Annotated in this window: 12 protein-coding genes and 1 pseudogene; 5 read left to right on the plus strand and 8 right to left on the minus strand. The window is 69.4% G+C overall.

Annotated elements, in window-relative coordinates; translation table 11 throughout:
* A pseudogene (locus KGQ19_RS42690) lies at positions 1–236 on the minus strand (two-component sensor histidine kinase); the annotation flags it as partial.
* An 11-nt stretch (positions 237–247) separates the two neighbouring features.
* Positions 248–910, minus strand: a complete 663-nt coding sequence (locus tag KGQ19_RS42695; protein WP_212020283.1) for a response regulator transcription factor — start codon at positions 908–910, stop codon at positions 248–250.
* Between the two features lie 146 nt (positions 911–1,056).
* Here KGQ19_RS42695 and KGQ19_RS42700 point away from each other — a divergent pair, with 146 nt between their 5' ends.
* Genes KGQ19_RS42700 through KGQ19_RS42710 form a run of 3 tightly spaced genes read left to right on the plus strand, consistent with a single transcriptional unit; the run spans position 1,057 to position 4,634 of the window.
* Positions 1,057–2,331: an ABC transporter permease gene (locus KGQ19_RS42700; protein WP_212020284.1), complete on the plus strand. Its 1,275-nt coding sequence runs from the start codon at positions 1,057–1,059 to the stop codon at positions 2,329–2,331.
* Between the two features lie 44 nt (positions 2,332–2,375).
* On the plus strand, positions 2,376–3,764 hold the full coding sequence (locus KGQ19_RS42705; protein WP_212020286.1) for an FtsX-like permease family protein: 1,389 nt from the start codon (positions 2,376–2,378) through the stop codon (positions 3,762–3,764).
* 6 nt (positions 3,765–3,770) lie between these two features.
* Entirely contained in the window at positions 3,771–4,634 is an 864-nt protein-coding gene (locus KGQ19_RS42710) for an ABC transporter ATP-binding protein (RefSeq protein WP_230420319.1), read from the plus strand.
* A 74-nt stretch (positions 4,635–4,708) separates the two neighbouring features.
* Here the strand turns inward: KGQ19_RS42710 and KGQ19_RS42715 are convergent, their stop codons facing one another.
* The 3 genes from KGQ19_RS42715 to KGQ19_RS42725 form a co-directional block, all read right to left on the minus strand.
* Complete coding sequence (locus KGQ19_RS42715; RefSeq protein ID WP_212020288.1) at positions 4,709–5,080, minus strand: VOC family protein; 372 nt, start codon at positions 5,078–5,080, stop codon at positions 4,709–4,711.
* A gap of 76 nt (positions 5,081–5,156) precedes the next feature.
* Entirely contained in the window at positions 5,157–5,513 is a 357-nt protein-coding gene (locus tag KGQ19_RS42720; RefSeq protein WP_212020290.1) for a VOC family protein, read from the minus strand.
* The gene (locus KGQ19_RS42725; RefSeq protein ID WP_212020292.1) at positions 5,510–6,367 is read right to left on the minus strand and encodes a MerR family transcriptional regulator; all 858 of its coding nucleotides are present in this window, start codon (positions 6,365–6,367) and stop codon (positions 5,510–5,512) included. Before KGQ19_RS42725 ends, KGQ19_RS42720 begins: the two co-directional genes overlap by 4 nt.
* Positions 6,368–6,745: 378 nt before the next feature.
* Here KGQ19_RS42725 and KGQ19_RS42730 point away from each other — a divergent pair, with 378 nt between their 5' ends.
* Positions 6,746–7,564, plus strand: a complete 819-nt coding sequence (locus KGQ19_RS42730) for an NAD-dependent epimerase/dehydratase family protein (RefSeq protein WP_212020293.1) — start codon at positions 6,746–6,748, stop codon at positions 7,562–7,564.
* Positions 7,565–7,574: 10 nt separating this feature from the next.
* Positions 7,575–8,447, plus strand: coding sequence for an alpha/beta fold hydrolase (locus tag KGQ19_RS42735; RefSeq protein ID WP_212020295.1), 873 nt, complete (start codon positions 7,575–7,577; stop codon positions 8,445–8,447).
* 425 nt (positions 8,448–8,872) lie between these two features.
* Here KGQ19_RS42735 and KGQ19_RS51475 read toward each other — a convergent pair whose 3' ends face one another.
* The 3 genes from KGQ19_RS51475 to KGQ19_RS42750 all read right to left on the minus strand — a co-directional run.
* Positions 8,873–9,703 carry an HU family DNA-binding protein gene (locus KGQ19_RS51475; RefSeq protein WP_212020297.1) on the minus strand — a complete coding sequence of 277 codons (831 nt, stop codon included), beginning with the start codon at positions 9,701–9,703 and terminating at the stop codon, positions 8,873–8,875.
* Between the two features lie 243 nt (positions 9,704–9,946).
* The gene (locus KGQ19_RS42745; protein WP_212020299.1) at positions 9,947–12,361 is read right to left on the minus strand and encodes a polymorphic toxin-type HINT domain-containing protein; all 2,415 of its coding nucleotides are present in this window, start codon (positions 12,359–12,361) and stop codon (positions 9,947–9,949) included.
* 11 nt (positions 12,362–12,372) lie between these two features.
* Positions 12,373–13,082, minus strand: a 710-nt coding sequence (locus KGQ19_RS42750; protein WP_212020301.1) for a sensor domain-containing protein, incomplete at its 5' end; no start/stop codon positions are given.

Genomic DNA, 13,082 nt, shown 5'->3' on the forward strand with positions numbered 1-13,082 from the left:
TCCTGGTGGTCGGCGCCGGTGGCACCCGTGGCAGAGAACTGCGACGGGTCGAACGCCGGTGTGTCGACGTACATGGCCTGCATCGACTGGACGTGCTGCACCGTGCCGTGTCGGGCGAGCACCACCACGAAGGCCAGCAACGCGGCGCCGACCACCAGGAAGAGCCCGGCGAAGGAGGTCGCCAGGCGGGCCCGGAAGGGCAGGCGGCTGGTCAGGGTTCGAGGATCGAGGCTCATACCTCGGGGACTCAGTCGCACAGCCGGTAGCCGCCCTGTCGGTCGGCGACGATCACACCCGGATCGCCGAGCTTGCCCCGCAGCCGGCTGACCGTGGCGCGGACCGCGCCGGTGCGCCGGTCCTGGTGTTCGTCCCAGACACTGCGGACGAGTTCGTCGTGCTGGACGGCGGCCCCGCGCGCGGCCAGCAGCAGGCGCAGGACGGCGAACTCCTTCGGCGTCAGCTCCAGCCGGCGGCCGTCCACCGACGCTTCGTGGCGCGTCTCGTCCAAGGCGATGTTCCCGGAGCGCAAAACAGTCGCCGGCGGCCGGTGCGCGCGTCGGCTCAACGCCCGCACGCGAGCGACCAACTCGCCGAAATCGAAGGGCTTGCCCAGATAGTCGTCGGCGCCGAGCGTGGTCAGACCGTAGACCCGGTCGGCGAGTGCCCCGGCCGCCGTCAGCATCAGGATCTGCGGCGGGTCGGTCAGCTCGCGCAGCCGTCGGCACACTTCGTCACCGCTGAGCACCGGCAGGTCGCGGTCCAGGATCAGCACGTCGTAGGCGGTCAACAGACACATCCGCTCGGCCTCGGCGCCGGTGAACGCCAGATCGACGGCCATCGCCTCGCGGCGCAGCCCGGTGGCGACGGTGCGCGCCAGCACGCGGTGGTCCTCGGCCACCAGGACTCTCATGGCTTTATCAAACCATGATCATGATTACAGCCGGATAAGAATCGCGGCGCGCGTTTCGGCTGGTCGGGGTGTTGTGCACGGCGGTCCTTATGCCGCTGTAACGGGTTTATCCAGCCGAGCGCGGCGCGCTGCTTCCATCAGGGCCCATGAACTTCGTCAAGCGCGCCGGCCTGAGCCTGGTCGTCAGAGCCTCCCGGACCGTCGCCCTGCTGGCGATCTTCGCCGTCATCTGCACGCTGCTGCTCGGCGGATTCCTGTTACGCAGCGCGGCGGCGCGCCAGGAGGCCGCGGCCCAAACCGACATCGGAGTCGACGTGACGGTCGGGAAACCGGCGGGCTTCACCCCGGAGCTGGCCGACCGGCTCGGCGCCTCCAACGTCGTGCACAGGTACAACCCGGAGGTCGCAATACAGGCCGGAGCACGCGATCTCACGCCTTTGGTCTCCCCGATGCCGAAGCCTGGCGCCGGCGCCAGCACCGGGGCAGGAGCAGGGAATCAAAGCCCGGATTCAGGTCCGGATCTGGGCCCGCTGGAAGTGAACGGCGTCCGGGATTCGGGGCTGCTGCTGCCCTTCTCCTACGGATCGACAAAGGTCCTCCAAGGGCGGGGGATCCTCCCCGAGGACGCCGGCCACGACGTCGCAATGGTCGAAGATCGGCTGGCGGCGAAGAACCGCCTCACGGTCGGCAGCGTCGTCCAAGCCCGTTCCACCGACGGCAAGCACACGGTCCCGGTCACCGTCGTCGGCGTCTTCCAGGACCCGACACCGGACCCGCCGATGTGGACGCCGCCGCACGAACTGCCGGGCAACGCGGTCTACGTGCCGCTGGCCACCGCGCGCGCCCTGAGCACCGGACCGCTGGCCGTGACCGAGGCCGTCTACCGGGTCGGCTCACCGGACCAGGCCGACCAGCTGACCGCCGCCGCCGACCGGCTGCTCGGCACGGGCACGTTCAGCGTGGCGGTCAACGACAAGGCCTATCGGGACCAGGTCCGCCCGATCCAGCGGGTCGGCGCCTTCGCCGCTCTGATCGTCTGGGTGATCGCCGGGGCCGGGGCGTTGGTCCTCGGGCTCATCGTCGTGCTCCAGATCCGCGAGCGGCGTACCGAACTCGGGGTGCTGCTGTCGATGGGCGAGAAGAAGTGGAAGCTGATCGGCCAGCACGTCTTGGAGATGACGGCCGTGGCGCTGCCCGCCGTCGCGCTGGCCACGCTGATCGGGGCGCTGGCCGGGCCGTCCGCGGGGCACGCGCTGCTCGGCCCGCACCCCGCGGTCAGCGCCTCCGCGATCCGGCTCGAACCGGCCGCCGTCGCCGAAGTCGCCGCCATCGGGCTCGGCATCTGCCTGGTCTCCACGGTCCTCCCGGGCATCGGGATCCTCCGCCTGCACCCCCGCTCCATCCTCACCGACACCGAATAACGAACCGCGACACCGAATAAACGAACCGGGAGAACCGACGTCCTATGAACTTCGTCAAACGGGCCGCGCTGAGCCTGTGGGCCCGCAAGAGCCGGACTCTGATCACGCTGGCCACCTTCCTCGCCATCTCGGTGATGGTGCTGGCCGGTGTGCTGATCGACCACGGGACGGCCCGGGCCGAGCAGAGCGTGAAACGGTCCGTCGGGGCCGAGGTCGATCTCAACCAGGACCTCAGCAAGATCGGCGGCGCCGGCGGCGGCCTTCAGGCCCCCTCGATCGCGGCCGCGACCGTCGACAAGATCGGCGCGCTGCCCCAGGTGCAGAGCTACACCTATACGACGTTCGACCGCGCGTTCCTCAGCGGTGGCGCGACCCTGGTCGCCGGCGGGCCCCCGAGCCCGGGCGGGGCGAACGACAACAGCACCATGGACCTGGCCGTCCGGGACAGCTCCGTGCTGCCGAACTTCCGCAGCGGTCAGCTCACCCTGGTCTCCGGTGCCCCGATCGGGCCCGCCGACCACGACAAGCACGAGGTCCTGATCGAGGAACGGCTCGCCGCGAAGAACCACCTGCGGGTCGGCGACAAGCTCACGCTGATCGGCAACGACGAGAAGACCACGGCCGTGTTCACCGTGAGCGGGATCTTCCGTGACTCGCGCGCGACCAGCGACTCCGACCCCGACTACGAGATCAGCCCGGCCAACATGCTCTACACGACGCTCGGCGGCCTGACCGCGCTCGGCTCCGAGAGCGACGGGCCGCTCTCGGTGGGCAGCGCGACCTTCATCTTGCGCGACGCCGACGGGCAGAACGGTTTCAAGGCCGGCGCCAAGCAGGTCGCCGGCTCCGCGCTCGACCCCTTCACGCTGGACGTCAACACCAAGGCCATCCAGCAGATGACCGGCCCGCTGGGCAGCATCCGGGGCACGGCCACCCTGGCCATGTGGCTGATGGGCCTGGCCGGCGCGGCCGTGCTGGCGTTGCTGGCCAACCTCGCGGTCAAGCAGCGCCGCAAGGAGTACGGCGTGCTGCTGGCGATGGGGGAGAAGAAGCGCAAGCTGATCGGGCAGCAGGTCCTGGAGATCGCCGCGGTCGCGATCCTGGCCGTCGGTCTCAGTTCCCTGATCGCCCCGAGCCTGACCAGGAGCGCCGGCCAGTGGCTGCTCGGGCGGGACGCCACCGCCGCGAAGCAGAAGATCGCCGCGTGGAAGCCGCCGCCGCCCGGCAGCACCGGCCTGGGCCAGGGCATCGACCCGAACGACCAGCCGGTCCCGAACGCCGATCCGGTCGACAAGATCTCGGTGGTCCTGGACCCGACGGACCTGATCGCGGTCGGCGGCGTCGGGCTGGGCATCGGCCTGCTCGCCACCGCGATCCCGGCGACCGCGTTGCTGCGCCTCAGTCCCCGCACGATCCTCACGAAGGGCAAGTGAAGCGTGATGAACGACGCCACTACCGACGCCACTGCTGACGCGGCCACCGACGCGACTTCTGATGACGGTCGCGGCTCCGGTGCCACCGCATCCGATGACAGTCGTGGCTCAGGCGCCACCGCAGCGGACGCCACCTCAGCCACCGCGACCGCAGCCACCGCGACCGCAGCCGACGGCACCGCGACGCCCCTGCTGCGCCTCACGAGCGTCAGCCACACCTACTCGGGCCAGCGCCGCAGAAGCGCGGTCCTGAACGGCATCACCTACTCCTTCGAGCGCGGCACGTTCTACACGATCCTGGGCCCGTCCGGCAGCGGCAAGACGACGCTGCTCAGCCTGGCCAGCGGTCTGGACACCCCGACCAAGGGCACCATCAGCTTCGAGGGCCGCGATCTCAGGGAACTGGGACTGGGCCGCTACCGCAACCGGCACGCCGCCACGGTCTTCCAGTCCTACAACCTGCTCACCTACATGACGGCGCTGCAAAACGTCACCGCGGCCATGGAGATCACCGGCGTGAAGCCCGCGTCCGGCAGCCGCCGGGCCCACGCCCTGGAGCTGCTGGAACGGATCGGGCTGGACAAGGCGACGGCGACGCGCAATGTCCTGCGACTGTCCGGCGGGCAGCAGCAGCGCGTGGCCATCGCCCGGGCCCTGGCTTGCGACGTCGACATCCTGTTCGCCGACGAACCCACCGGGAACCTCGACGAGGACACGGCCCAGGGCATCATCGACACCTTCCGCGAGCTTGCCCACGAACAAGGCAAGTGCGTGGTGGTCGTCACGCACTCCCAGCAGCTCGCCGCGCAGTCCGACCGGATCCTCGTCCTGCGCAAGGGCAAGCTCTCGCAGCAGGCGAAGGCCCGATGAGCGGCGCTTGACCGCAGCGGTGAAGCCCTGACTCAGTGGGCTGAGTCAGGGCTTTGCTACAGGTGATCCGGCGGCTACTCACCCACGAAGGTCGCCAGCTGGAACCGGTTGCCTTCCGGGTCGGCGAACACGCTGAGGCGGATCGGCCCCAGGGTGAGTTTGTCGAGCACCTTGGCGTTCAGGCCGGTCAGCCGCTCGGACTCCTCGTCGTGCTGCTCGGTGAGCAGGGTGGGGACGAATCCGCCGACGATCCGCTCGGCCTCCGGGGCCGGGAAGAAGACCATCTGGGGGCGGCCTCCGGGGTCGGTGTCGCCGACCGTCATGGTGCCGCCGGTGACGCCCGCGGTGACCTCGCGGCCCAGGACCTTGCCCCAGAAGTTCGCCTGGGCTCCGGGATCGGCGCAGCCGATGTTGACGGATGCGAAGAACAGATTGCTGTCAGTCATGATGGGTCTCCTGATGAAGGGTCGATAGATGGATCCGCGATAGCCGTGCTCGCGTGCGCTCATGCCGGCACGGCCGTCACGCGGCGATCACGTCGAATTCGTTGCCTTCCGGGTCCTGCAGCGTGGTCCAGCGCATGGTGCCCATCTCGACGTCCGCGTGGTGCCGCGCGCCGAGCCCGATCAGCCGCTCGACCTCGACCTCCAGGTCCTCGGTGAGCAGGTCCGGGTGCATCCGGTTCTTGCCCGCCTTGTCCTCGGGGACCTGGGCGAAGCACCAGCCCGGCGCGGTCGGGGCGGCCTCGTGCAGACCGATGGACGCGAACTGCTTGTTCGCGCCGGGATCCAGCTCCCGGCCGAGCGCGCGGGCCCAGAACCTGCCGAGCTCGGCGGCGTCGGTGCAGTCGAAGGTGAGGGCGTGAAGTCGGTTCGTCATGATGATTCCTTTTCTCCTCGGGTGGAGAGCACCGGCCAGCACACTTCGGTGACCAGGCTGTGCTCGTCTTTGGTGTCGAACATGCCGACCAGGTAGTTCTCCCGGATCGCCGTGCGGGTGTGCGATCCCAGGCTCTGCTCGGCGACGAAGCTGCCCAACGCGGCGTAGGTGCGGTCGAGCTCGCGCAGCGGGCCGTTGTGCACCGCCACCGCCATCGGGCCTTCTGGCAGCGTTTCGCCGGCGGGGCCGGTGGGGCCGGTGCGTCTGGCGGCGCCGGTCAGACCCGCGTCGGCGGTGAGCGGGATGAACGCGGTGACCTCGCCGATGTGTGACTCGAAGAGCTCGGCGCTGTAGAACGCGCCGTCCGGACCACCGCGCAGCCCGGCATCGGCACCGAGCCGCCGACGCAGGTCGGTCAACGTGTCGGGCAGCCACCGGAACACGTCGTTCCAGGCCAGCCGCGCCGTGACCGTCAGCGCCGGGGTGGCCGTCGGGCTGTGGAAGGTGACGTCCAGTGCCGGCGGCCCACCGCCCTCCAGCAGCCGGCGCAGCGAGGACACCGCGGTCTGCGTCTGCTCTAGTTGGCGTTCCATGCTGCGCAGGTGGTCGGCGATGAGCTCGTCGCGGGCCGCCGGATCGGTCGCCGCCAGCACCAGCTTGACCTGGTCCAGCGGCATCCCCAGATCGCGGAAGCGCCGGATGAGCTGGGCCGTGGGGGCCTGTGCCGTGGCGTAGAAGCGGTATCCGCTGTCCGGGTCGATCCGGGCCGGGGGCAGCAGATCCACATCGTGGTAATGACGCAGTGCCTTGACACTGACGTGGGTGAGCCGGGAGAACTCCCCGATACTCAGCATCGCGGCCATCATCGGCCTCCCGCATCCGGGCCGACCGGCTTGTTCCTCGCACTCACGCGGATTCTCCTTTCAGGCTTCGTTCGCCGATGACTCGACTCTCGATGCTCCCGTTAGGGGAGAGTCAACACGGAGGGTCCGCGCTCATTCGCCCACGCCGCGCGTACTTGCCTTCACCCGCGCTGACCTGGGCTCATCCCCGCTCATCCCCGCCTATTCGTGCTCATCCGCGCTCAGTGGGCGACGGCGGCTTCGGTAGTTCGGCTTCGCTGCGGGGCCATTTCCATGCCGCGATCGGCGTGTCGCCGCAGACCTACCGCGGGACCTTCCGGGGAGCGGGGAAAACTGAGTGAGGCGATGGCGATCAGAGAGGCACCGGTGATGACTGAGGACTCGGGCGGGCCCGCCGGACGGCGGATTCTGATCACCGGCGGCGCCGGGGGAGTGGGGACGTTCCTACGCACTGGTTTGGCCGGGCTCGGCTGGACTATCCGCTGTCTGGATCTGCGGATTCCGGACGATCCCGGCGACGCCGAGTGGGTCGTCGGCGACGTCACGGATCCCTCGGCCGTCGGGGCGGCCATGGCCGACGTCGATGTCGTGATCCACCTGGCCGGGATCCCCGTGGAGGACCATTTCGCCGCGATCCTGCACGCCAACATCGACGGCACCCGGCACGTCTTCGAAGCGGCGGTGCGGGCCGGGGTGCCGCGCGTGCTGTATGCCAGCACCAACCACGTCGTCGGGTACTACGAACGATCGACTTTCACCAACCGTCGCCTTGGAATCGACGAACGGACCCGGCCGGACACGCTCTACGGGGTGTCGAAGGTGGTCGGGGAAGCGCTCGGTTCCTACTACCACGACCGGCACGGCCTTGAGGTGGCGTGTGTGCGGATCGGCGCCTGCCTCCCCGAACCCCGTACCCGACGGATGCTCGACACCTGGTTCAGCCCCGCCGACGCCGTCCGCCTGTTCCACGCGCTGGCCAGCGTGCCGGACCTCGGCTACGAGATCGTCTACGGCGTCTCGGCGAACCCGACCGCTTGGGCCGACCTGGAACCCGGGCGTCGGCTCGGGTACGAACCTCAAGACGATTCATCCGTGTTCGCCCAACGGTTCCTCGGCCGGCAGGGAGATCCTGACGATCCCGAGGTGCGCTATCTCGGCGGGGATTTCACGACCGCGGTTCCAGGGTAGTTTCCTCATCATGACCAGTCTTCGCCTTCCAGACGGCCGGGTTCTGGAATACCTGGTGGCCGGGCCCGCGGACGGAACGCCGCTCATCTTCCACCACGGCACGCCGTGCGCCGCGGTCCTGTTCGATCCGATGATCGAGGCCGCTGCGCACCACGGTCTGCGCACGGTGGTCTACAGCCGTCCCGGATACGCCGAGTCGTCGCCGCGGCCCGGCCGGACGATCGCGTCGGCGGCCGACGATGTCAGTGCCCTGCTGGCCGAGCTGGGTGCCGACCGGTTCGTGACCGCCGGCTGGTCCGGCGGCGGCCCGCACGCGTTGGCCTGCGCCGCGCTGCTGGAGGGCCGGTGCGCCGCCGCCGCGACCATCGCCGGCGTCGCCCCGTATGCCGCCGAAGGCCTGGACTGGCTGGACGGCATGGGTGCGGAGAACATCGAGGAGTTCGACGCGGCCACAGCCGGGGTGGAACAGCTGACCGCCTACCTGAGTCCGCAGGCGGCGATCTACGCGCAGGTGCAGGCCGAGCAGGTCGCGGCCGCGTTGGGCGACCTGATCGCCGAGGCCGACCGCCGGGCCTTGAACGGTTCGTTCGCCGAGTACGGCGCGACGTTGTTCCGCAAGGCGCTGTCCGCGGGCGTCGAGGGCTGGCGCGACGACGACTTGGCGTTCATCGACGACTGGGGCTTCGCCCTGGACGACGTCAAGACGTCCGTCTCGATCTGGCAGGGCGACCAGGACCGCATGGTCCCGTTCGCCCACGGCCGCTGGCTGGCGGGCAACGTGTCCGGCGCGACGGTGCATCTGCAGCCGGGCGAGGGGCATCTGTCGCTGATGGTCGAGCGGTTCGGCGACATCGTGGCGGACCTCGCGGCGAAGCTGCCCTGACAGCGAAGCCGGCCTGACGGCGGCGCCGGGGTCCACGAGTAACAAGCCACGAGCCCCTACCCGGCAGGGGTGAGGGCTCGCGCTACAGATCCGGCGCGGGTCCGGCATCGCCTGACCTGGCGTTAGTGTCAGTGTCAGCCGATGGTCAGCCGTTACGGGGGCCGACTCGCCGGATACCGGCGGTGCCGCGACGATGATTTTCGACATGGGATTCCCTTCGGCCTGGAGCTACCGGCCGGAGAGACGTGGTGACCACCGGCAGGCCCTTACCCCGCGGACGGGAATCAGCCTCCGGTCAGCGAGCTGCTCGAGCGTAGCTTTTGCCGCGGGGCCCGATGACGTGGCGTTGGGCTTGGAAGCCAGGCCGCTGTGCCGTGAACGGGCTCCGGGCGGGACCCGGAGCCCGCGGTCATCACGAGCGGGTTCTACTTCTTGCCGGCCTTGGCGGGCTTCTTCACCGTCTTCACCGTCTTCAGGGACTTGAGCGGCTTGCCGTCGGCTGGCTTGGCGGCCTTCTTGTCCGTGGCCTTCGCGGCCTTCTTCTCGGACTTGGCCGGCTTCTCCGCCACCACCTTCGCTGGCTTCTCCGCCACCGTCTTCGCCGGCTTCTCGGCTGCGGCCTTCGCCGGCTTCTCGGCTGCGGCCTTCGCGGCCTTCTTGGCCGGCTTGGCCGTCGTCTTCGCCGGCTTCTCGGCCGCCGCCTTGGCCGCCTTCTTGTCCGTCTTAACCGTCGCCGTCGCCTTTGCTGCCTTCGCCGGCTTGTCGACCGCTGCCTCAGCCGGCTTCTCCGCGACCGCATTCACCGGCTCGGCGACCGCCACCTTGGCCGGCTTGTCGGCCGCCGCTTTCGCCGTCTTCCCCGCGACCGCCTTGATCGGCTTCTTGTCCGCGGCCTTGGCCTTCTTCGCCTTGGCGGGCCTCGCAGTGTCCTGCTTCACCTCCGCCGCGGCAGCCGGCGCCGGAGCCGCCGCCGAGGAGCCGTCCGTCACCTGGCTCCGAAACGTCTGCCCCGCGTGGAACCGCGGTGAGACTCCGGCCGGGACCTGGATCGCCGCGCCGGTCTGCGGATTGCGGCCGACGCGGGCGGCGCGCTCGGCGCGGTCGAAGGTGCCGAAGCCGATGATCTGCACCCGCTCCCCGGCGGCGACGTGCCCCATGATGACGTCGAACACCGCATCCACATACTGCCGGGCGTCGGGGTCGGCGCCGCTCAGGCGCTCCGCCACTTCGGCAGCCAGGTCCGCCTTGTTAACCATGGCTTCCCCTTCCATTTCCATGAATTCCATCTGTGATTCGGCACCGTAGCATCCGAAAGTGTCCAGAAGGTGCTCGCTCATACCGAGCCGGTGGTGGTCGCGGCGTCGGCCGCTCGGGCCACGACGTCACCGCCGCGCCCCTCGGCGCCGCGACACCACCGGCGTGGGGACCCCCGCCGCGCGGTACTTCGCCTCCAATCAGCGTGCTGATTGGGCCATGTCAAAGGATCACTGAGCCCGGCTCTACGGATCCAGAGCGCCGGACTGCAACGCTGTGATCCCGTTCTTGAGCACTTGGTCCCACGGAAGGGTGTTGGGCACCGAGTTCTTCCACTTCTCGAAGTTCTCGGGACCACCGATTCGCTGCGTCATGTAGCGTTCCACCGCTGCGGCATCGTACTGCGTGTCGAAGTTCCTGAGGATGTTCATCTGATAGGCGCCGCCGTACCTCCGGGCCCAATCGGTGTAGTCCCCGTAGGTGTAGCGGCCCGCTGGGTTGTTGGTGATTCCCCACTTCAGGATCTTGCCGGTGATCGGATCGTTGATCTCATAGAGCGATGTCTGACCGACGTCCGGATACTGGCCGTAGATCGGCTTGTTCGTCTTGGGCATCCTCCCGCTCTTCGCGCCACACGAATCGTTGTGGACGAGTACCGGGGTGCTGCCCGCGACCACGTAGTACGTGTGCAGCCCGTCGATGGTGAGGTCGTACGTGACCGTCGGACCCAGGTGCGGACGCACCCCGCGGACGGTCACGTCCGCGGTCATCGGGCTTTGCAGGCGATCGCCGGGGGTGAGCGCACCGGCGTCGACGAACGTGCCGACGCTGGCGTCGTAGTAGGGGTGGTTCCGGGTGCCGGTGATCGTCGCGGGGCCGTCCGGGGTGCCGATCTCGACGTCGACGAATGCCGAGTCGGTGGTCGTGACGTGTACCTGGTCCACGCGGTGGACCTCGGTGCCGCCGGCTCCCGGCTGGGCGTCGGCGATCAGGTCGCCGACCCGGACGTCGGTGATCGGCTCGGCGGTGCCGTCGGCCATCAGAACCCGCGTGCTGCCGATGAAGCTGTGGCTCAGGCAGGAGGAGGCCTCGTCCTCATCCTCGAGGTATTCGCGTTCCTCGCTGCCGAACGTCTCGGTGGCCTGCTCCTCGTTCTGCAGCCCGAGGTCGGAGAAGCGCAGAATCGGCTTCCCGTCCGCGCCCAGCTCGGGATTGCCCTCGGCGTCTGTCGGCACGTCGCCGAAGGCCGGCTCCCCCTCCTCATCGGTGATGGACGGCGAGTATTCGAGGTCGAACTCGGACGCGTCGCCGCCCAAGCCCTCGTCGTCCAGCAGGGATTGGAGCCGGCTGAGGCTGACCGCGGGCCCGGGTCCCTCCGCTTCCGGGACGCCCGCGGCGCGCGGGGCAGGCCGTGGTGTGTCCCCGCCGACATCCTTCGAGGGGGCTTCCTCCACCGGATCCACGTGGTCGATGGTGATCTGGTCACCGTCGAGGTCCGCGGTGGCTTCACCGCCCTTGCCGATGGCGTCGTCGAACGCCTTCTGCCCCGGCGGCAGCGACTCTCCGGCGGGCGGTTCGGTCTCCGCCAGCGCGTAGTCTCCGTCGGCTTCCGGGATCAACCCCTCGTAGGTCGTGGTCGGGTCCAGGTGTGCGGCCTCGTCGGCGGGTAGCGAGCGCACCGCGTCCGGCGAAAGGGTCGCGCGGACCGGGGCCTCGGTCACCTCCTGCGACGGCGCCGCTTGCGAACCGCCCTCGCCGGGGGCCGGTTCATACGTCGTGCCACCGGGCTCGGCCGAGTCGCCGCCGCTGACGGCCGGCTCCGACTGCACGGTGTCCGGCGGGCCCTGGTCGGAGTCGGCGGCGGGGTCGGTCGCATCGCCGCCCGGCGTGTCGTCGTAGGCGGGGGTCTGCGGCTCCAGCGCTTCCTGTTCCAGCTCCGCGACGTCGCCGAGGATCTTCTGCCGCTCGCCGTCCAGATCAGCGGCCTGCCCCTGCAACGCCTCGACCGCGTCGTTGTGCGTCTGCACATCGGTCTGGAGCTGCGTCTGCTTCGTCTGGATCGACGTCTCAGCGTTCTGCAGGTTCGTCACGTTGGACTGGATCGACGCCGCCTGGGACTGGAGCGCCGACCTGCGGCTGTTCAGTGCGTCGGCCTCGGCGTTGTAGGCGTCGTACGCGGCTTGTTGTTCTGGCAGTTCGAACTCGTGCGGCTCGGCGTTGTGCGCACTGATCTGGTTGTTGAGATCAGTGATCTGACTCTCGATCGAGGTGACCTGGCCCTCCAGGTCGGACTCCTGGCTGGTGACCTGATTGGCCTGGTTCTCCAGATCGGTCTCACGCTGCTGGAGCGAGTTCTCGTCATTCGCCAGGTTCGCCGACTGCGTCTGCAGGGCCTGGGCCTTGGAGTTGTAGTCGTCGACCTCGGACTGGATCTGGGCGGACGCGTTGCCGATGGGATCCGGCACGTCCGGCGGCGCCGTGGGGTCATCGAGCTGCGCCAGGTGCCAGTTGTAGACCGTGCCGGCCGCGGCGCTGGCCGATGCGGGAGCGCCTCTGCGCGGCGCGGCGTGCGCGGCCGGAACAGAGACGCCCGCGGTCAAAGCGGTGGCAGCAAGAGCTGCGGCGAGGCGCCGCGTACGCAGCCCCCGCCGTCTCGACATGCCGCCCACGGCTACCCGCTCACCTTCGCCTCGAAGGCATCGGCGACCTTCGCCGCCGCGGTCTTGCCATCGCCACCCTCACAGATCGCGACCTGCAACACCGCCGCACCCTTCAACCTCGCCTGCCGGTAGCACGCCCACCCGCCCCCGGCATCCTGCGCCGCGGTCCAGGCCAACTGGTTCGGCGTGTTGGCCTCGACGCTGTAGTTCCACTTCACAGTGTTCTTGTTCTGGTCGGTACGCGTCGCCGAGGGACAGGCCGCGACCCCCTGACCCAGAGCCTGGAACACCGCACCGGCCTGCCCGGGGTCGCCGTAGTCACCGATCGTCTGGGTCACCGTGTAGTCGCCGGTACCACCAGAGTCCTGATACGTCGTGGAGTAGAAGACCGTCCACCCCTTGGTGTAGCCGGAGACCGTGGCCGGCCCCACCGCCATCGCGCAGGAGGCCGGATCCGCGGTCAGCGCCGCCGGCGGCTGGTTCACCGCGGACCCGGCGATGACGGTCGTCCCGACAGCCTTGCTGACGTCATCCGGTGTCAGGATGCTGGCCTGCAACGTCCCGGGCACCACATGCTCCGGACTGGAGACGACCGGCGCCTTGCTCTTGCTCGGCCACAAGGCCCACGTGAGCCCGCTCCCACCCAGCACCACCACGACCACCAGCCCGATGATCAGCACCCCGCGCCGACTCCGCGCCGCCTTCGGCGTGAACAACGTGC

It is taken from the genome of Catenulispora pinistramenti (genome assembly GCF_018274385.1).
GTDB classification, from domain to species: Bacteria; Actinomycetota; Actinomycetes; order Streptomycetales; family Catenulisporaceae; genus Catenulispora; species Catenulispora pinistramenti.